The sequence below is a fragment of the Bradyrhizobium sp. C-145 genome, assembly GCF_023375135.1.
GTDB lineage: Bacteria > Pseudomonadota > Alphaproteobacteria > Rhizobiales > Xanthobacteraceae > Bradyrhizobium > Bradyrhizobium zhanjiangense.
Map to the genome: position 1 here is coordinate 3145368 of NZ_CP088150.1, position 17816 is coordinate 3163183.

Genomic DNA, 17816 nt, shown 5'->3' on the forward strand with positions numbered 1-17816 from the left:
AACCGTGTCTTTCATCCATATTGTCCGACAGCGCCGCTTCCTGCTTGCCTCCGCGGCGCTCACATCTTTTGCCGTTTTTGATCTGCCCGTGGCGCTGGCGCAGCAGGCCGGCGAACCCCTGCCGCCGGTCGAGGTGTCGCCGGCGCAATCCCGCAAGCAGGCCAAGCCGGCGGGCCGGGAGGCGCAGAGCGCCCGCCGTGCAGCTGCACGCAGACCGGCGGCCGCATCCGCAGCGCCCAAGCCTGTCGTGCCGGCCGCCGCGGCAGCAACGCCGCTCAACAGCAATGCCGTGGCCGAAAGCGCCTCGCGGCTCGGCCTCACCGTGCGCGAGACGCCGGCGACCGTTGAGGTGATCTCGGCCGCGACGATGCGCGAGCAGGGCTATCGCACTGTCTCCGAGGTGGCGCAGGGCGCAGTCGGTGTCACCTCCGGCGACAATCCGGCTGAACCTTCGGCCTTCTCGATGCGCGGCTTCACCAACACCCAAATCAACACGCTCTACAACGGCATCAAGATCGGTCCGCAGAACATGACCTCGCGGATCGCAGATACCGCCAATCTGGAGGCGGTGGAATTCCTGAAAGGTCCGGCCTCGCTGATCTCGGGCGAGGGCGCCGCCGGCGGTGCCATCAACTTCGTCACCAAGCAGCCGCATACCGGACCGATTCGGAACGAAGCTGACTTCTCCTGGGATTCCCTGAACTCGTTCCGCGCCCATTACGGTTCCGGCGGCAGCACCAACGTGCAGGGGCTGGACTATCGCTTCGACCTCAGCCGTTCCACGCTCAACGGCTTTGCCGACGATACCAATGTCAAGACGTTCGACACGTCCGGCCAGCTCAACTACCGCATCTCCGACAGTCTCAAGATCTGGGGCGCGATCGAGTACCGGGAGGATCGTTCCAAAGCCTATTGGGGCGCGCCGCTGGTGCCGATCGCCTTCAGCGGCTCGCACGCGACGACGGGGATCGTCTCCGGCAATTACGTCTCGAACTACAACGGAACCAATCTCGGTGCCGTCACCATCGATGATCGTACCTTCAACACCAACTATAACGTCCTCGACAACCGCAACGTCGCGCAAGAGGTGTGGCTGCGCGGCGGTTTCGAGCTGAAGCTGGCGCCCGATCTGACGCTGAAAAGCCAAGCCTATGGCTACGGCGCAGAGCGCACCTGGTTCAACAACGAGATCGAGGCGTTCAATTCCACGACGAACATGGTCAACCGTGAACGCTTCTATGTCGCGCACAGCCAGCGGCTGGTGGGCAATGTCACCGACCTGATCTGGGATGCGAACATCGCTGGCTTCGACAACCGGCTGGTCACGACTCTCTCGTCAAGCTATCTCGATTTCGTCAGGCCGGGCGCGGCGAACTTCCCTGGCGATTCCGTTTCGCTCGTCGATCCCAACCGCGGCTTTTACGGCCCGCTCACGATCCAGCAGCAAACCGCGCGCATCGACAACGAGGCGCTGTCGTTCGAGGACCGGCTGAAGCTGACACGGACCTTCGCTCTGATCGGCGGCCTGCGCGTCGAGCATATCGGGCTCGACCGCAACTCGACCGATAAGAACGGCCTGGAGAAGGCTGGCTTCCCGTTCACGAAAGACTGGGCGCCGGTGACGGGACGCATCGGCTATACCTGGGAGGCTGTTCCTGGCCTGACCTTCTTCAGCCAGTACGCCACCGGCGCCGACATCGCAGCCAACAACATCTTTCTGCTCGGGCCGACCCAGCCGCTCGACCTGACCACCGCGCGCACCTATGAGACCGGCGTCAAGCACCTGTTCTGGGACAACCGTGCGGAGTGGTCGTTTTCCGCCTACGACATCGTGCGCAAGAACGTCTATGCCGCAGCTGGCGGCATGCAGCTCAACATCGCCGGACGGCAGGAGTCGAAGGGCGTGGAGCTCGCGGGGGCCGTGCGCCCGATCGACCCCCTGCGTCTCTGGGGTAACATCGCCTATGTCGATGCGCGCTACGCCGACTACAACTTTGTCGGTGGCTCGTTCTCCGGCAATACGCCGCCAAACGTGCCGCGCATCGTGGCCAACGCCGGCGCATCCTGGCGCTTCTTCACGCCCTGGCCGGTGGAGCTCGGCATCACCGGCCGCCATGTCGGCGACCGTTACAACACCGATGCCAACGTGGTGACGATGAAGGCCTATACCGTCGCCGACGTCTATGCCTTCGTCGACATCCCCAAAACGGTGTTCAATGCGGTCGACCAGGTTCGCCTGACCTTTCGCGTCCGCAACATCACCGACAAGCGCTACGCAATCTGGGGTGATCCGTTCTATCCCGATCAGATCCTCCTGGGCGCGCCGCGCACCTATGAGATCTCGGCAGCGTTCAAATGGTGAGGCCGCGAGCATAAGATGAGCGCGATCGTCCTCTCGCACCGCTGGCTCGGGATCGCGTTCTGCCTGCTGTTCGCGATGTGGTTCGCGAGCGGAATCGTGATGCACTTCGTTCCGTTTCCGTCGCTGACGGAAGCGGAGCGATTTGCCGGACTCATGCCGGTGGATCGCGGAGAGAGGAGGATTTCGGTCGCGGACGCCGTTGCTGCGAGCGGGATCGTGGATGCCACGCGCGTTCGGCTGATCCAGCGGAGGGACGGCGCGGTCTACATCGTCTCGGGTCCATCGCATCAGCGCGCGATCCGCGCGGCCGACGGGAACGACGCGTCGGTGAAATCCGCTGATGTCGCACTGGCTATTGCGCAGGCTCATGCGCGCCAGCGCGAGATCAATGCCTCGCATGCGACGATTGTCGGCCGTGCGGATTACGATCAGTGGAGCGTGCCGAATGGCTTCGATCGCCATCGCCCGCTGTTTCGCATGGCCCTCGGCGATGCCGCGGGGACGGAGGTCTATGTCTCGTCGCCGACCGGCGAGGTCGTGCTTGATACGACGCGGAGCGAGCGCGGCTGGAATCTTGTCGGCAGCGTGCTGCACTGGATCTATCCGACCATCCTGCGCAGCAATTGGACCCTGTGGGACCGCGTGGTCTGGACCTTGTCGCTGCTGGCGCTGATCGCGGCTGTGCTGGGTGCGGTGCTCGGGATCGTGCGGATCAGGATTGGCAAAAGGCAAATCTCCTCGCCTTACCGTGGCTGGCATGCGCTGCATCACCTGATTGGCCTCGCAGCGACGGTCTTCGTGCTGACCTGGATCTTCAGCGGCTGGCTCTCGATGGATCACGGCCGGCTGTTCTCGCGCGGGCAATTGACCCCGACAGAGGCCGGCGTGGTGAACGCCGCGCCGGATTGGCGGGAGGCCTCATCGCTCGATCGGCAGCCAATATCTGCCGCGGCTCGCGAGGCGGAATGGTTCGCGTTTAACGGCCATGTCTATCGGCGCGATCGGGTTGCCCTCGGTGGTCAGACCTTGAGCAGGAGAGGGGATGCGCTGCGCGATGGATCGGCGGGATTCCTTGATGTGCACGAGATTCAGGCTCTGACGGGGCGCCTTACAGTCGGCTGCGGCCCACCGTCCGTGCTTCCTGATAGCGACGACTACCCCGCGCTATCCACAATGCCCGGTGCACCGGTCTACCGCTCGCGCTGTGATGGCGACCTCTGGTTCGACATCGACGGGGCCGATGGCAACGTGCTGCAAAGAGTGGATCCGTCGCGGCGCGCCTACCGCTGGCTTTACAGCGCGTTGCACACGCTCGACCTCCCGGTCTTGCTGGCCCACCCGCGGCTGCGTGATGTCGTGATCGTGAGCCTCTGTACGCTCGGGCTGACCTTCTCCGTCACCGGCATCGTCATCGGCTGGCGGCGCTTGCGGTCCTCGCTGGCAACTTGAATTGAGGCGCAACTGCGGCTCGATACGGTCGGGTCAGCAGATCAGCAATGCCTTGCCCCATCATCATTGACGCCTTTTCGCCGGCTGCCTTTCAGTGTAGCTCTGCGCTCGCTCGAAGCGGCGGCGCCAACCCGTCGGAGACCGAAAATCATGCAGGAGACCCCAAGGATGTACCCGAAAGTTCAGATGTTCATCGCCGGCGAGTGGACCGACGGCACGTCCGGCAAGTCGGAGGACATCCTCAATCCCGCCACCGGCCAGCCGATCGGCAAGACCCCGCACGCCTCGCGCGCGGATCTCGACCGCGCGCTGGAGGCGGCCAAGGCCGGCTTCGAGGTCTGGCGCAAGACCTCGCCGTTCGATCGCTACAAGCTGATGCGGAAAGCGGCCGACATCATCCGCTCGCGCGCCGCCGAGATCGCGCCGGTAATGACCATGGAGCAGGGCAAGCCGGTGGTGGAAGCCCAGGGCGAGACCATGCTGGCCGGCGACCTCATCGACTGGTTCTCCGAGGAGGCCCGCCGCGCCTATGGCCGCATCGTGCCGCCGCGGATGGGCAACGTCTCACAGCTGGTGACCAAGGAGCCGGTCGGCCCGGTCGCGGCCTTCACGCCCTGGAATTTCCCGATCAACCAGGCCGTGCGCAAGATCTCGGCCGCGCTCGCCGCCGGCTGCTCGATCATCGTCAAGGGCCCGGAAGAGACGCCGGCGAGCTGCATGGAGCTGGTGCGCGCCTATGCCGACCCCCCCGGTGTTGTCCAACTGGTGTTCGGCGTCCCGGCGGAAGTGTCGGAATATCTCATTCCGCATCCGATCATCCGCAAGATCAGCTTCACCGGCTCGACTGCGGTCGGCAAGCATCTGGCTGCGCTCGCCGGCCTGCACATGAAGCGCGTCACCATGGAGCTCGGCGGTCATGCGCCGGCGATCGTGTTCGCGGATGCCGATCTCGACAACGCTGCAAAAATCCTGTCGGCCAACAAATTCCGCAATGCGGGCCAGGTCTGCGTCTCGCCGACGCGTTTCCTCGTGCATGAAAGCGTCTACCAGCCCTTCGTCGACAAGTTCGTGACGGCCGCCAAGAGCCTCAAGGTCGGCAATGGCCTCGACAAGGACACCCGTATGGGGCCGCTGGCCAACCCGCGCCGCGTCGACGCCATGGAGGGCTTGGTCTCCGACGCGGTCCAGCGCGGCGCCAAGGTGCAGGCCGGCGGCAAGCGTATCGGCAATGAAGGCTTCTTCTTCGAGCCGACCGTGCTGACCGACGTGCCGCGCGATGCGCGCATCATGAACGAGGAGCCGTTCGGACCTCTTGCGCCGATCACCTCGTTCCGCAGCTACGACGAGGTCGTGGCGGAAGCGAACCGTCTGCCTTACGGCCTTGCAGCCTATGCCTACACCACCTCGACCAAGACGATGCAGGCGATCGGCTCCGACATCGAGAGCGGCATGGTGTCGATCAACCACCATGGCCTCGCGTTGCCGGAAGTGCCGTTCGGCGGCATCAAGGATTCCGGTTACGGCTCCGAAGGCGGCCTCGAGGCGATCGAGGGTTACCTCACTACGAAGTTCGTCACCCAGGCGAGCGCGTAAGGATAGTGTACGGGTTAGCCTTGCGACTGTGCGAGGCGCCGTCTGCAAAGGCTAACCCCTGCGATCCTGTGCCCGCGCGGACAGCTTGACGGGGCACATCAGCGCGGCCGGTGGCCGTGACCGTCGCCACCGCAAGTCCCTTCACGGATGCATATAGCGTTGCCTGCATCCTTCTGGCGAGCGCTTAAGGAAACGAAAAGCTCCGGCAAGACATGCCGTGACAGCGATGCGCCGCGCTTGATCGCGGCAGCGTCTGCAAGGAGGCGCGAAGTCCCCCCAAATCGCCGCTGGCGAAGGCGCAGTTAGTGGCATACCATTTGCACGCCAACGGGCAGGTTTCACCTGCCCTTGGCCAATGATGGCCGGCATCACGGCAATAGTGGGAGGACTTCATGGATCGCAGGACCGTATTGAAGGGACTGGCTGGCGCGGGCAGCCTGGCGTTGACGGGTGGCCTCTCGGCCCCTGCGCTGTCGCAAGGCGCGGCGGCGCGCACGTTGCGCTTCGTGCCGCAAGCGAACCTCGCCAATTTCGATCCGATCTGGGGCACCCAATACGTCGTGCGCAATGCCGCCGCGATGGTCTGGGATACGCTCTATGGCATCGATTCCTCGCTCCAGCCCCAGCGGCAGATGGTCGAGTCCGAGGAGACCTCCGACGACGGCAAGATCTGGACATTCCGCTTAAGACCCGGCCTCAAGTTCCATGACGGCGAGCCGGTGCTGGCCAAGGACGTCGTTGCGAGCCTATCGCGCTGGGCCGCGCGCGATCCGATGGGGTTGATGATCATTGCGATCCAGCAGGAATTGACCGCTGTCGACGACCGCACGTTCAAATGGGTTTTGAAGCAGCCCTTCCCGAAAATGCTCTATGCGCTGGCCAAGAATAACGCGCCGTGCTCCTTCATCATGCCCGAGCGTATCGCCAAGACCGATCCTTTCAAGCAGATCACGGAATATGTCGGCTCCGGGCCGATGAAGTTCGCCAAGGGCGAATGGGTGCCGGGCGCGAAGGCCGTCTTCGAGAAGTTCACCGACTACGTCCCGCGGCAGGAGAAGGCATCCTGGCTTGCCGGCGGCAAGCAGATCCTGATTGATCGCGTGGAATGGGTGGTGATGCCGGACCCGGCGACCGCTGCCGCGGCGTTGCAAAACGGCGAGGTCGACTGGTGGGAGAACCCGATCGCCGATCTCGTGCCCGTGCTGAAGAAGAACAAGAACATCAGCGTCGACATCGGCGATCCCCTCGGCAATATCGGCTCGTTCCGCATGAACCATTTGTTCGCGCCGTTCAACGACGTGCGGGCGCGGCGCGCGGTGCTGATGGCGCTCAGCCAGGAAGACTATATGCGCGCGATCGTCGGCGACGATACCGCGCTGTGGAAGTCGCTGCCGGGCTTCTTCACGCCGGACACGCCACTCTACAGCGAACTGGGCGGTGAGATCCTCAAGGGCAAGCGCGACTTCGATGCGGCCAAGAAGTTGCTCGCCGAGAGCGGCTATTCCGGCCAGCCGGTGACGTGTCTGGTGGCGCAGGACCAGCCGATCACGAAGGCGCAAGGCGACGTCACTGCGGACCTCCTGAAACGGCTTGGCATGAATGTCGACTTCGTCGCGACCGATTGGGGCACGGTTGGCTCTCGCCGGGCGCAGAAGACGCCGCCGGGGCAGGGCGGCTGGAACATGTTCCACAGCTGGCATGCCGGCGCCGACTGCATCACGCCCGCCGCCTACACCGCCATTCGCGCCAATGGCGACAAGGCCTGGTTCGGCTGGCCCAATAGCCCGAATACCGAGAAGGAAATCACGGCCTGGTTCGAGGCCAAGAATCTCGAGGAAGAAAAGGCAGCGATCGGGCGAGTCAATAAGGCGGCGCTCGAGGATGTCGTCTATGCGCCGACAGGCTTCTTCTTGACCTATACGGCGTGGCGCAAGAACGTCTCCGGCATCACCAAGGGGCCGCTGCCGTTCTTCTGGGGCGTGTCGAAGTCCGCATGATCGTGCGCTGAAGCCAGATGCCTTCTTACATCCTCCGTCGCATCGTCGCGACCTTGCCGGTGATGGCGATCGTCGCGCTGTTTGTGTTCAGCCTGCTCTACATCGCGCCGGGTGATCCGGCCGTGGTGATCGCGGGCGACCAGGCGAGCCCGGAGGATGTGGAGCGCATCCGCCAGAGCCTCGGCCTCGACCGTCCCTTCCTGGTCCAGTTCGGAAGCTGGGTCTGGCGCATCCTGCACGGCGATCTCGGCACCTCGATCTTCACCAATCTGCCGGTGTCGGCGATGATCGGCCAGCGCCTCGGACCGACGCTGTCGCTGATGATCGTCACGCTCCTGCTCACGATCGTGGTCGCGGTGCCGCTCGGGGTGGTGGCGGCTTGGAAGGCCGGCAGCCTGATCGACCGCGCCATCATGGGCTTTGCCGTGTTCGGCTTTTCGCTGCCGGTGTTCGTGGTCGGCTACATGCTCGCCTACGTCTTCGCGCTCGAATTGGAATGGCTTCCGGTGCAGGGCTATACGCCGCTCACGGCGGGCTTCTGGCCATGGCTCGAGAACCTGATCCTGCCGGCGATCGCGCTCGGCTGCGTCTATATCGCGCTGGTCGCGCGCATCACCCGCGCGGCTATGCTCGAAGTGTTGCAGCAGGACTATATCCGCACCGCACGCGCCAAGGGCCTCGGGCAGGGCGGCATCCTGTTCATTCACGCGCTCAAGAATGCGGCGGTGCCGATCGTCACGGTGATCGGGATCGGCATCGCGCTCCTGATCGGCGGCGCGGTGGTCACGGAGAGCGTGTTCGCGATCCCCGGCCTTGGCCGGCTCACGATCGATGCGATCCTGCGCCGCGACTATCCCGTCATCCAGGGCATCGTGCTGCTGTTCAGCTTCGTCTACGTTCTCGTCAATCTGATGATCGACGTCATCTACACGCTCGTTGACCCGAGGATCCGCTATTGACCGATACGACCGTCAATTCGCAATCGCTTCCCGCCGGCCTCGTCGTCGCGCCGCAACTGCCCGAGATCCTGCGGCCGGTCACGATCCGGCGGGGCTTCATCGGGCTCTTGCGCGGCCACCCCACCGTCGCGATTGGTGGCGCGCTGCTGCTGACGTTGGTCCTGATCGCGATTTTCGCAGCCCATCTCGGAACGGTCGACCCCACCGCGCTGGCGCCGGCCAAGCGCACGCGGGCGCCGTCGGCCGATTTCTGGTTCGGCACCGACGTGCTCGGCCGCGACATCTATTCGCGCGTGCTGTTCGGCGCGCGGGTCTCGCTCACGGTCGGGCTTTCAGTTGCAATCTTCGCATCCGCGGCCGGCCTTGCCATCGGCATGGTCTCCGGTTTCCTCCGCTGGGCCGACGGCATTTTGATGCGCTTCATGGACGGGCTGATGTCGATCCCCCCGATCCTGCTGGCGATCGCGCTGATGGCACTGACGCGCGGCAGCGTCGGCAACGTCATCCTGGCCATCACCATCGCGGAAATCCCGCGCGTCTCACGCCTCGTCCGCAGCGTGGTGCTGTCGCTGCGCGAGCAGCCTTATGTGGACGCAGCCGTCGCCTGCGGCACGCGCACGCCGATGATCATTTTGCGCCACATCCTGCCCAACACGGTGGCGCCGATGCTGGTGCAGGCGACCTATATCTGCGCCAGCGCCATGATCACGGAGGCGATCCTGTCCTTCATCGGCGCCGGGACGCCGCCGACCATTCCGTCCTGGGGCAACATCATGGCCGAGGGCCGTGCGTTGTGGCAGGTCAAGCCCTACATCGTGTTCTTTCCGGCGGCGTTCCTGTCCGTCACGGTGCTCGCCGTGAACCTGCTTGGCGATGGCCTTCGCGATGCGCTCGATCCGCGCATGGCCAAGAGCCTCTGATGTATTGAGGCTGATCGCGATGGCGCTGCTCGAAGTCGAGAACCTCCAGACCCATTTCCGCACCCCCGGCGGCATCAACCGCGCCGTCGACGGTGTGTCCTTCCATGTCAACGAGGGCGAGACGCTCGCCATCGTCGGCGAATCCGGCTGCGGCAAGTCGGTGACCTCGATGTCACTGATGCGGCTCGTCCCGGAGCCGCCGGGCAGGATCGCAGGCAGCATCCGCTTTGCCGGCAAGGATCTCCTGAAGCTGTCCGATCGTGAGATGCGCGCCATCCGCGGCAACGACATCTCGATGATCTTTCAGGAGCCGATGACCAGCCTGAACCCGGTCCTCACCGTCGGCCGCCAGATCCGCGAGACCTTGATGATCCATCAGGGCCTCGACAAGCAGGCCGCCGAGACACACGCGATCGAGATGCTGACGCTTGTCGGCATTCCCGAGCCCAAGCGGCGCGTGCGCGAATATCCGCACCAGCTCTCCGGCGGCATGCGCCAGCGCGTCATGATCGCCATCGCGCTCGCCTGTAATCCGAAGCTCCTCATTGCGGATGAGCCGACCACCGCGCTCGACGTGACCATCCAGGCTCAGATCCTCAAGCTGATGCTGGACCTCAAGCGCCGGGTTGGCGCGGCCATCATCCTGATCACCCACGATCTCGGCGTCGTCGCCGAAATCGCCGAGCGTGTGATGGTGATGTATGCCGGCCGCAAGGTCGAGGAAGCGCCAGTCGCCGAGCTGTTTCGCTCGCCGCGCCATCCCTATACGCAGGGCCTGCTCGGCGCGGTGCCGAAGCTTGGCTCCTCGCTCGCCGGGACGGCAACGCGGCTCGCCGAGATCCCGGGGCAGGTGCCTGATCTGCGCAAGCCCATCACCGGCTGCGTCTTTGCCGGGCGCTGTGCGCTTGCGACCGATCTCTGCCGGCAATATGCGCCGGGGCTCGAAGAGAAGGGGCCCCGTCACATCGCCGCCTGCCACTATGCGGCCAAGGGAGCTGTCGCGGCATGAGTCCTCCGCTGCTCCAGGTCAATGACCTCAAGAAGCACTTTCCGGTCAAGACCGGCCTGTTCGGCCGCAAGTCCGAATTCGTCTATGCAGTCGACGGCGTGTCGTTCGAGATCGCGCGCGGCGAGACACTGTCGCTGGTCGGCGAGTCCGGCTGCGGCAAGTCGACGGTCGGCCGCGCCATCCTGCGGCTGTTCGACATCACTGCGGGACAGGTCATCCTCGACGGCCAGCGGATCGACGATGCTGCGCCGAGCACGATGCGTCAGATGCGCCGCCGCGTGCAGGTCGTGTTCCAGGATCCGTTCTCGAGCCTCAATCCGCGCATGCGCGTGCGCGACATCCTGGCCGAGCCGATCCGCAATTTCGGTCTCGCCAAATCCGCGGAAGACCTCGAGGTGCGCGTCACCGCGCTGATGGATACCGTCCGCCTGCCGCGCGAGGCGTTGAACCGCCGGCCGCACGAGTTTTCCGGCGGCCAGCGCCAGCGCATCGGGATCGCGCGAGCGCTGGCGGCCGAGCCCGAACTGATCGTGTGCGACGAGGCGGTCTCCGCGCTCGACGTCTCGGTCAAGGCGCAGATCGTCAACCTGCTCCAGGATCTCCAGCGCGAGTTCGGCCTCGCGCTCTTGTTCATCAGCCATGATCTCGCGATCGTCGAGCACATGACGCACCGCGTCGCGGTGATGTATCTCGGCAAGATCGTCGAGGTGGCCCCGCGCCGCGAGATCTTTGCGGCACCGAGACATCCCTACACCAAGGCGCTGCTCTCCGCGGTGCCGCTGCCCGAGCCCGGCGCCCAGCGCAATCCGATCATTCTTAGGGGCGACGTGCCGAGCCCGGTCAATCCGCCGCGCGGATGCCGCTTCCACACCCGCTGCCCCTTCGTCTTCGATCGCTGCCGGACCGAGGAGCCGGTGCTTCGCGCGATTGGAGCCGAGCAGTGGGTGGCCTGTCATCTCGAAGAGGGCGTTGCCGCGACGAGCGCCTAAAGCGTGATGAGATCAGGCTTGTTTGCTGCACCGAGGGTGCGCTCCCTCTCCCGCTTGCGGGAGAGGGTTGGGGAGAGGGTGTCTCCGCAATGGGACAGTCCCCTAGAGGAGAAAGCCCTCACCCGGCGCTGCGCGCCGGCCTCTCCCGCGAGCGGGAGAGGTGAACGAGCCGCCCCGGAATCGATTCAACCTGAAGCCATTGCACTTTGCGATCGACGAGCTAAATCGCGCTCGACGCGACGGAAATTTGTATGCAAAAACAACCCCGTTCTACTGTGCATGGGGTTGTTTTTGCGTTTTTGATTTGGCCGGCCTCAACCTTGCCGGCGCAGGAAGCCCGTGATCGTGACCTTTTCCCAGATGCCGGCGGCAGCAAAGGGATCGGCGCGGTTGAAGGCCTCGACTTCGCCACGGCCGGGCGCCTCGATCAGGAACAGGCTGCCGATCATGGTCGCGCCGTCGTCGGAAACGAGCGGCCCAGACATCACGATCTTGACGCCGAAGCGCGATGTGTCGCTCAGGAAAGCCTTGTGGGCGTCGTAATTGGCGAGCCGGGTCGGCAGCGCGCCGGCGCGGTCGACGGCGTGAATGGCGAACAGCATGGTGGTCTCCGTTTCTTGCTTTAGTTCTTGGGACGGCCGCGGCGGCGGCCGTCCGTGCTTGACGTGATCGGTTAGTCTACTTGGCGCCGAGCTTGCCCGCTTCCTCGAAGGTCGGGCAGGTCCGCTGCTCCAGCGGCACGTCGAACGGCCCAAAATTGTCCTTGGTGATGACGGTCGGCTTCAGCACGATCTCGCTGATGACCGGCTGGTTGCGCAAGGAGCGGATCGCCATCATGGTGCCGAGGCAGCCTTGCGCAAATCCGTTATAGTCGCCGCTCGCGAGCAGCTTGCCGGATTTGATCGCGTCGATCGCTTCCTTGGTGCCGTTGATGCCGATCACCTGGGCTTTGCGGTTGGCGCCGTCGAGCGCCTCGATCGCGCCGACCGCCATGGCGTCGTTGGCGGCGAGCACGCCGTCGATCTGCGAGTTCGACTGCATCAGGTTCTCCATCACCTGGAGCGCCTGCAGCCGCTGGTAATTGCCGGGCTGCGAGGCCAGGAGCTTGGCCCCCGGAGCCTCCTTCAGCGCAGCGTTGAAGCCGCGGACGCGGTCGACATTGGTCAGCGAGCCCTTGACGCCCTCGATGATGACGATGTTGCCCTTGCCGCCCAGCGTCTTGAGCAGGTAGCGCGCGGTCTCGAGCCCAAGGCTGTAATCGTCGGCACCGACGAAGGAGAGGAACTTGCCGCCGGCCGAGCGGTCGGTGATGTTGACGACCGGGATTTTGGCCTCGTTGATCTTCTCGACCCCCGGCACCATCGCCTTGTAGTCGACCGGCGTGAAGACGATCGCGCTCGGCTTCTTCACGACGACGTCCTCGATCTGGCTGAGCTGCTCGGGGATGCTGTCGGGCTTGGTCGGGATGTACTGCAGCGTCTTCGCGTTCAGCGTCTTCGCCATGTTGTCGGCGCCGACCCGCACCGTCTGGAAAAACGGGTTGGTCTGGTTCTTGGTGAAGACGGCAATGGTCTCGCCGTCGGCGCGCGCCCCCGTAGTGAACGCAGCCGCCATCAGCAGCGGCAGCGTCAGATAGCCAAGTTTCAGTTTCATGTAGCCTCCATCCCTCATTTTGCTTGTTGGATTTCTAAAAGCTCATTGCGCGCGGCGGCGGGTCTTCATGTCGAGCCAGACCGCGAGAATGACGATGATGCCTGTCACCAGCGGCTGCCAGTTGGCGCTGACCGACAAGAGGTTCATGCCATTCAGCACCAAGGTCAGGATTAGAGCGCCGATGAAGGTGCCGAACACGGTGCCGACGCCGCCGAACAGCGAGGTGCCGCCGATCAGCACGGCCGCAATCGCCGGCAGCGTCAGGCTTTCGCCGATGTCGGCCTCGGCCGAATTCAGCCGCGACAGGAAGATGATCGAGGCGAGCCCCGCCATGGTGCCGGAGACGGCGTAGACCAGCAGCAGGCGGCGCGCGACCGGAATGCCTGATAGCCGTGCCGCGACCGGATTGGCGCCGATCGCATAGATCTCCTGGCCCCAGATCGTCCGTTGCGCGAACAGCGTCCCGATTCCGAGGAACACCAGCAGCAGATAGACCGGGATCGGCAGGCCGAACAGATAGCCGCTGCCGATCTGGCGGAAGCCGGCCGGGAAGCCGTGAAGGGTCTCGCCCGCCATGTACCAATAAGTGAGGCCGTTCAGCACCCAGAGCATGCCGTAGGTGGCGATGAAGGAGGGGATGCGGAGCGCGGTGACCATGACGCCGTTGAGGAGGCCAACGATGCCGCCGCAGGCAAGCCCGGTGAGGATGCCGAGCGCCGGCGAGCCGGTCTTGTGGATCACCGTGCCGGCGATACAGGCCGACAGCGCGACATTGGCGCCGACAGAGAGGTCGAGGCCGGCGGTCAAGACCACCAGCGTCAGGCCGGAGGCGATGAAGAAGGTCAGGCTCGCCTGCCTCAGCACGTTGAGGATGTTGCCGAGGCTCAGGAAGGAATCGCTGAGCACGGCCAGTACCGCACAGATCAGCAGTGCCGCGAGCAGGCGATAGAACACCTGGATCGCGTCCTGCGACAGGAACGAGCGGGGCGGCGCGATGGCGTCTTTGGTGATGTCGGTCATGCGCGGCTCCTGAGGCCATCGAGGAACAGCGCGACGATGACAAGCACGCCGACGCTTGCGACCTGCACCGAGGACGGCAGTGAGATCAGGTTCAGCCCGTTGCGCAACACGCCGACCGCGATGACGCCGAGCACGGTGCCGAGCAGCCAGCCGTTGCCGCGCTCGAAGGACGTGCCGCCAACGGCGACGGCCGCGATGGCGTCAAATTCGAGGCCGAGCCCGGCGGTGGGATGGCCGGAATTCATCCGCGCGGTCATCAACAGGCCGGCGATTCCCGCCATGGCGCCACCGATCGCGTAGACCGCGATCAGCAGCTTGTTCGGCGAGAGTCCGGCATAGCGCAGCGCCTCGCGATTGCCCCCGAGTGCGAAGATGTAGGTGCCGAAGCGGGTGTGATAGAGCAGGCCGTGAAACGCAGCGTAGGTCACCAGCGCCATCACGATCGGCACGGGAATGCCGAGCAGCGTCGCCGAGTAGATGTCGCGCACGCTGTGGGGAATGCCGACCACGCTTTGGCCGTCGCTGACGATCAGCGACAGGCCCTGCGCCATGCCGAGCGTGCCCAGCGTCGCGACGAAGGGCGGGATGCCCAGGATCGCAACCAGCCAGCCGTTGACGATGCCGAATCCGGCGCCGACCAGCAGGCCGGCACCTAAACCCAGCAACATCGATTTCGTCGCGAGCGACACGATCGCGACGCAGAGGGAGGTCAGCGTCAGCACCGCGCCCATCGACAGGTCCAGCCCCTCGGTCATGATGATCAAGGTCATCGGCAGCGCGAGCATGGTCAGGATGGTCGATTGCACCAGCACGTTGGAGAGGTTGGCGACCGACAGGAAGCCGGGCGCGATTGCGCTGAACAGCGCGATCAGCAGCACCAGCACCATGGCAACGCCGGGAATGCGTTGCAGTGGATTGGGTTGAGAGACGACCGCGGCTTCACGCATGATGCATCCCCAGTCGCACGATGTTCTCCTCGGTCAGTTCGTTGCGTGTCAGGTGCCCGGCGATGCGTCCCTCGCGCATCACATAGGCGCGGTCGCAGACATGGCAGATCTCGACCTGTTCGGACGAAATCATGAGGGCCGCTGCGCCTTCGGCCACCAGTCGGTCGATCAGGGCGAAGATCTCCGACTTGGCGCCGATGTCGATGCCGCGCGTCGGCTCGTCGAAGATGAACAGCTTTGAGCCAGCCGCCAGCCACTTGCCGATCACGACCTTCTGCTGGTTGCCGCCCGAGAGCAGGCCGACGGTCTGGCGCGCACTCGGTGTCGCGATCCTCAATTGCCGGATCAGTCCGTCGGAGGTGCGCTGCGCACTGCGCTGGTCGAACAGGCCGCTCGGGAACAGCTTTCGTAGCGCCGACACCACCAGATTGTCGCTGACTGATCGCAGCAGCGCGAGGCCCTCGCTCTTGCGGCTCTCGGGGATCAGGGCGATGCCGCGGCGGGCGGCAAGGTCAGGCTCGCCGGAAATGGTCTTGCCGTCGAAGACGATCTCGCCGGATGTTACGGGATCGGCGCCAAAGATGGCGCGGGCGACCTCGCTGCGGCCGGATCCGACGAGGCCGCACAGGCCGACGATCTCGCCCCGGCGCACCTCGATGTTGATGTCGGAGATGCCGGTCGGCGCGGTCAGGCCCTTGACCTCGAGCAGCACCTCGCCGGGCTTGTCAGCAAAGTTGCGCGGATAGGTCATGTCGACATTGCGGCCGACCATCATGCGGACTAGCTGGTCCGGCGTTACGTCGGCGGGGCGGACGCCATCGATGCGGCGGCCGTCGCGTAGCACGGTGATCCGGTCGCCGAGCGCGAACACTTCCGCCATGCGGTGCGAGATGTAGACGATCGACACGCCATCGGCCTTCAGCCGCGCGATCAGCGCAAACAGCAGCTCGGTCTCCCGGTCCGACAGCGCTGCGGTCGGCTCGTCCATCACGAGGATGCGGGCGTTCTGGCTGATCGCCTTGGCGATCTCGACCATCTGCTGCTGCGCGACGCCGAGCTTGTCGACGGTGGTGGAAGGATCGATGTCGAAACCGATGGTGCCGAGGACACGACGCGCGTCTGCCAGGATCTTGCGGCGGTCGATGGTGCCGGGAATGCGGCCCTTCGGCTCGCGGCCGAGGAAGATGTTCTGGGCGATATCGAGATAGGGGACCAGCGAGAATTCCTGGAAGATGACGGCAATGCCAAGCTTCTGAGCATCCGCGGTCGAGCTGATCTCGACCTTCTCGCCCTTGTAGAAGAATTGGCCGGCATCGGCGCGGTAGGCGCCGCACAGCACCTTCATCAGGCTCGACTTGCCGGCGCCGTTCTCGCCCAGCAGCATATGGACCTCGCCGGGATAGACAGCGAAGGACACGTCATCCAGCGCCTTGACACCTGGAAATTCCTTGCTGATGCCGCGCAGCTCCAAGAGCGGTGTGGGCGAGGAGGGCTCAACGGCCAATGCTGCGCTGCTCATGCCTGCGCTCCGCTGGCAAAGATCTTTCCGGGATTCATGAGACCGTTCGGGTCGAGCGCGGTCTTGACTTGCCGCATCACGTCGACGGCCTCGCCGAGCTCGTCGGTGAGATAATCGATCTTGCCGAGCCCGATGCCGTGCTCGCCGGTGCAGGTGCCGTCCATGGCGATGGCCCGCGCGACCATGCGGGCCTGGAGCGCCTTGGCGCCTTCGGTCTCTTCGGACTTTGCCGGATCGATCAGGATCAGCATGTGGAAATTGCCGTCGCCGACATGGCCGACGATCGGGGCTGTAAACCCATGCTCGTCCGCATCGCGCCGCGTCTCTATCAGGCATTCCGCCAGCCGCGAGATCGGCACGCAGACATCCGTGATCACCGCGCGTGCACCGGGTCGTAGGCCCAGGCCCGCATAGAGCGTGTTGTCGCGGGCGTGCCAGAGCCGGCTGCGGTCTTCCGGTGCCTTGGCCCAGGCGAAGCCATGGCCGCCATGGTCGGCCGCGATGGCCTGCGCGGCCTCGGCCTGCTCGGCGACGGAGGCCTCGGAGCCATGGAATTCGAAAAACAAGGTCGGGGCCTCGCGATAGCCGAGCTTGGCGTAGGCATTGACGCCGCGCATCATGACGTCGTCAAGCAACTCGATGCGCGCGACGGGGATTGCCGACTGGATCACGGAGATCGCGGTATCGACGGCGTTGTGCAGGCTATCGAAGCTGCACACCGCGGCCGAGATCGCCTGCGGCACGGGATGTACCTTCAGCGTGATCTCGGTGATCACGCCGAGCGTGCCTTCGGCGCCGACGAACATGCGCGTCAGATCATAGCCGGCCGCCGATTTGCGCGCGCGCCTGGCGGTGCGGATCACGCGCCCATCCGCGAGCACCACCTCCAGCGCCATGACATTGTCCTTCATGGTGCCGTAGCGCACCGCCATGGTGCCGGAAGCGCGCGTCGACGTCATGCCGCCGATCGAGGCGTCCGCGCCCGGGTCGATCGGAAAGAACAGGCCGGTCGCCCGCAGCTCCGCATTGAGCTGTTTTCGTGTTATGCCGGGCTGCACCACGACATCCATGTCGCTGTCGTGCACAGCAAGCACCTTGTTCATGCGCGCGAAATCGAAGCAGACGCCACCGGCGACCGCGGCCGCGTTGCCTTCGAGTGAGGTGCCGGCGCCGAACGGGACGATCGGCATCCCCGCGCTCGCGCAGAGTTTCACGATCTCGGCGACTTCCTGCGTCGTTTCGGGGAAGACGACGATGTCGGGCGGCAGATTACGGTAATGCGACTCGCTCTGCCCATGCTGATCGAGCACGCCGCGCGCGACGCTGGCGCGCGGGCCGATCATGCCATTGAGGCGATCGGCCAATGCTGCCGTGCTGACCCGCGGTCCCATCCTTGCTC

General features: G+C 64.9%; 14 protein-coding genes. 8 read left to right on the forward strand and 6 right to left on the reverse strand.

What is annotated here, in order from left to right; genetic code table 11:
* The first annotated feature begins 4 nt into the window (after nucleotides 1-4).
* The 8 genes from LRP30_RS14535 to LRP30_RS14570 all read left to right on the forward strand — a co-directional run bounded on the left by LRP30_RS14535 (nucleotide 5) and on the right by LRP30_RS14570 (nucleotide 11278).
* On the forward strand, nucleotides 5-2362 hold the full coding sequence (locus LRP30_RS14535; RefSeq protein WP_249760763.1) for a TonB-dependent receptor: 2358 nt from the start codon (nucleotides 5-7) through the stop codon (nucleotides 2360-2362).
* Nucleotides 2363-2377: 15 nt separating this feature from the next.
* Complete coding sequence (locus LRP30_RS14540) at nucleotides 2378-3811, forward strand: PepSY domain-containing protein (protein WP_249760764.1); 1434 nt, start codon at nucleotides 2378-2380, stop codon at nucleotides 3809-3811.
* Nucleotides 3812-3979: 168 nt separating this feature from the next.
* Nucleotides 3980-5404 carry an NAD-dependent succinate-semialdehyde dehydrogenase gene (locus LRP30_RS14545; RefSeq protein ID WP_249760765.1) on the forward strand — a complete coding sequence of 475 codons (1425 nt, stop codon included), beginning with the start codon at nucleotides 3980-3982 and terminating at the stop codon, nucleotides 5402-5404.
* A gap of 392 nt (nucleotides 5405-5796) precedes the next feature.
* On the forward strand, nucleotides 5797-7401 hold the full coding sequence (locus LRP30_RS14550; RefSeq protein ID WP_249760766.1) for an ABC transporter substrate-binding protein: 1605 nt from the start codon (nucleotides 5797-5799) through the stop codon (nucleotides 7399-7401).
* A 17-nt stretch (nucleotides 7402-7418) separates the two neighbouring features.
* Entirely contained in the window at nucleotides 7419-8360 is a 942-nt protein-coding gene (locus LRP30_RS14555) for an ABC transporter permease (RefSeq protein ID WP_249760767.1), read from the forward strand.
* Complete coding sequence (locus tag LRP30_RS14560; protein WP_128934788.1) at nucleotides 8357-9280, forward strand: ABC transporter permease; 924 nt, start codon at nucleotides 8357-8359, stop codon at nucleotides 9278-9280. Before LRP30_RS14555 ends, LRP30_RS14560 begins: the two co-directional genes overlap by 4 nt.
* Before the next feature lie 19 nt (nucleotides 9281-9299).
* On the forward strand, nucleotides 9300-10289 hold the full coding sequence (locus LRP30_RS14565) for an ABC transporter ATP-binding protein (protein WP_164934568.1): 990 nt from the start codon (nucleotides 9300-9302) through the stop codon (nucleotides 10287-10289).
* Nucleotides 10286-11278, forward strand: a complete 993-nt coding sequence (locus LRP30_RS14570) for an oligopeptide/dipeptide ABC transporter ATP-binding protein (protein WP_249760768.1) — start codon at nucleotides 10286-10288, stop codon at nucleotides 11276-11278. The genes LRP30_RS14565 and LRP30_RS14570 overlap by 4 nt, the downstream gene beginning before the upstream one ends.
* A 314-nt stretch (nucleotides 11279-11592) precedes the next feature.
* Here LRP30_RS14570 and LRP30_RS14575 read toward each other — a convergent pair whose 3' ends face one another.
* The 6 genes from LRP30_RS14575 to LRP30_RS14600 form a co-directional block, all read right to left on the reverse strand.
* Nucleotides 11593-11880, reverse strand: coding sequence for a YciI family protein (locus LRP30_RS14575; protein WP_128939187.1), 288 nt, complete (start codon nucleotides 11878-11880; stop codon nucleotides 11593-11595).
* Nucleotides 11881-11956: 76 nt separating this feature from the next.
* A complete protein-coding gene (locus LRP30_RS14580; protein WP_164934569.1) occupies nucleotides 11957-12931 on the reverse strand; it encodes a sugar ABC transporter substrate-binding protein in 975 nt (324 codons plus the stop codon).
* Between the two features lie 42 nt (nucleotides 12932-12973).
* A complete protein-coding gene (locus LRP30_RS14585) occupies nucleotides 12974-13951 on the reverse strand; it encodes an ABC transporter permease (protein WP_249760769.1) in 978 nt (325 codons plus the stop codon).
* The gene (locus LRP30_RS14590; RefSeq protein ID WP_091887688.1) at nucleotides 13948-14898 is read right to left on the reverse strand and encodes an ABC transporter permease; all 951 of its coding nucleotides are present in this window, start codon (nucleotides 14896-14898) and stop codon (nucleotides 13948-13950) included. The genes LRP30_RS14585 and LRP30_RS14590 overlap by 4 nt, the downstream gene beginning before the upstream one ends.
* Nucleotides 14891-16417 (reverse strand): sugar ABC transporter ATP-binding protein, encoded by a 1527-nt coding sequence (locus LRP30_RS14595; protein WP_249760770.1) that lies wholly within the window; start codon nucleotides 16415-16417, stop codon nucleotides 14891-14893. The genes LRP30_RS14590 and LRP30_RS14595 overlap by 8 nt, the downstream gene beginning before the upstream one ends.
* Nucleotides 16414-17808, reverse strand: a complete 1395-nt coding sequence (locus LRP30_RS14600) for an FAD-linked oxidase C-terminal domain-containing protein (protein WP_249760771.1) — start codon at nucleotides 17806-17808, stop codon at nucleotides 16414-16416. Before LRP30_RS14600 ends, LRP30_RS14595 begins: the two co-directional genes overlap by 4 nt.
* Nucleotides 17809-17816 lie beyond the last annotated feature (8 nt).

What these genes read in the sequence shown, in the direction of transcription:
- LRP30_RS14565 (WP_164934568.1), top strand. Translation starts at nt 9,300, where the DNA reads ATGGCGCTGCTCGAAGTCGAGAACCTCCAGACCCATTTCCGCACCCCC.
- LRP30_RS14595 (WP_249760770.1), bottom strand. Translation starts at nt 16,417, where the DNA reads ATGAGCAGCGCAGCATTGGCCGTTGAGCCCTCCTCGCCCACACCGCTC.
- LRP30_RS14540 (WP_249760764.1), top strand. Translation starts at nt 2,378, where the DNA reads ATGAGCGCGATCGTCCTCTCGCACCGCTGGCTCGGGATCGCGTTCTGC.
- LRP30_RS14600 (WP_249760771.1), bottom strand. Translation starts at nt 17,808, where the DNA reads ATGGGACCGCGGGTCAGCACGGCAGCATTGGCCGATCGCCTCAATGGC.
- LRP30_RS14570 (WP_249760768.1), top strand. Translation starts at nt 10,286, where the DNA reads ATGAGTCCTCCGCTGCTCCAGGTCAATGACCTCAAGAAGCACTTTCCG.
- LRP30_RS14550 (WP_249760766.1), top strand. Translation starts at nt 5,797, where the DNA reads ATGGATCGCAGGACCGTATTGAAGGGACTGGCTGGCGCGGGCAGCCTG.
- LRP30_RS14555 (WP_249760767.1), top strand. Translation starts at nt 7,419, where the DNA reads ATGCCTTCTTACATCCTCCGTCGCATCGTCGCGACCTTGCCGGTGATG.
- LRP30_RS14575 (WP_128939187.1), bottom strand. Translation starts at nt 11,880, where the DNA reads ATGCTGTTCGCCATTCACGCCGTCGACCGCGCCGGCGCGCTGCCGACC.
- LRP30_RS14580 (WP_164934569.1), bottom strand. Translation starts at nt 12,931, where the DNA reads ATGAAACTGAAACTTGGCTATCTGACGCTGCCGCTGCTGATGGCGGCT.
- LRP30_RS14590 (WP_091887688.1), bottom strand. Translation starts at nt 14,898, where the DNA reads ATGCGTGAAGCCGCGGTCGTCTCTCAACCCAATCCACTGCAACGCATT.
- LRP30_RS14585 (WP_249760769.1), bottom strand. Translation starts at nt 13,951, where the DNA reads ATGACCGACATCACCAAAGACGCCATCGCGCCGCCCCGCTCGTTCCTG.
- LRP30_RS14545 (WP_249760765.1), top strand. Translation starts at nt 3,980, where the DNA reads ATGTACCCGAAAGTTCAGATGTTCATCGCCGGCGAGTGGACCGACGGC.